We start from the raw sequence: 984 nt of genomic DNA, 5'->3' as shown, positions 1-984 counted from the left end.
GTCCGCGTCTCATGGGATATGAAGGGCAAGAACAAGGTCGCCGAGGCCGTCAAGGTCGAAAAATGACGGCTTGCCTGCCAGAGCAGGATGAGACGATATCCGGTCCTGTTTCGGGGTAGCGTAAGAGGGCGGAGCAGCGCTGCTCCGCCTTTTCGCCGTTGACTGCAACCAATGCCACCCCATTTGTGTTATGCTGTTCTCCCGCTCGCGGCCCCAGGATCCGATCTCGGATTTGGACCGTGAGCCAAAAAAGTGTCGGAGCCTCAGGCTCCACGGAGGAAAAGGAGAAATCCCATGAAGGAATTTCACTGCGGGTCGCTTGTTCCCGGCTGTGACTGGCACACGCGTGCCGACGAGGAGGCCGAGGTCATGCGCCGTGCCGTCGAGCACATGCGCGAGACGCATGGCGAAACGGTGATCCGCGAGACGATGATCGAGGCGATCCGCTCGCGCATCGAGAAGGCCCGCGACGCGGCATAGCATTTGCGCGGCCTCGGGTCTGTCAGCTCAAGATTAAGTGTAAGCAGATAAACAGCATTGGGCGTGACGCCCGCGCTTGGCGTAGACGCCTTCGCGGGCGGTCTGATGCATGCCACCCCAAAGTAGCCCCCGTATTGGGACAGCGACATGCATGAAGGCAAGGCCGTAAAGCGCCGCACATATATCCGTTTCCACACGTCGCGATTCAGACCCTGCGGGGTTAGAAAATTACATTTGCCTCAGCTAAAATAAACCCTGCGGTAACTGAACCCGTGCGACTGTCAGGCTGACAATCCGGGCTACAGTGGGCTGCAAGAGAAGCCCGTCGCCACCAGGCACTGGTCCGGAATCGGTGGGGCGAGGTGTTTCGCGCATGCGCGAAAAGTCCGGCAATCGGGTGAGTTTCCGCACGACCGCGCTCCTGTTGTGCGCGCTCCTTGCCGCGTCTCCGGTGATTGCCCAGGAAATGACGACATCGCTGGTCGACATCCATCAGGGCTCGCC

1 protein-coding gene is annotated in these 984 nt (G+C 60.0%); it reads left to right on the top strand.

The window, feature by feature from the left end; translation table 11 throughout:
• Positions 1–294: 294 nt before the first annotated feature.
• On the top strand, positions 295–480 hold the full coding sequence (locus tag EN993_RS36205) for a DUF1059 domain-containing protein (protein WP_109659722.1): 186 nt from the start codon (positions 295–297) through the stop codon (positions 478–480).
• The last annotated feature ends 504 nt before the right edge of the window (positions 481–984 follow it).

The organism is Mesorhizobium sp. M7D.F.Ca.US.004.01.2.1 (assembly GCF_003997785.1).
In the GTDB taxonomy this organism is placed as follows: Bacteria; Pseudomonadota; Alphaproteobacteria; order Rhizobiales; family Rhizobiaceae; genus Mesorhizobium; species Mesorhizobium loti.
This window is presented reverse-complemented; position numbering and strand designations above follow the sequence as displayed.

Coding starts and splice junctions, on each gene's coding strand:
- EN993_RS36205 (WP_109659722.1), top strand. CDS start 295: ATGAAGGAATTTCACTGCGGGTCGCTTGTTCCCGGCTGTGACTGGCAC.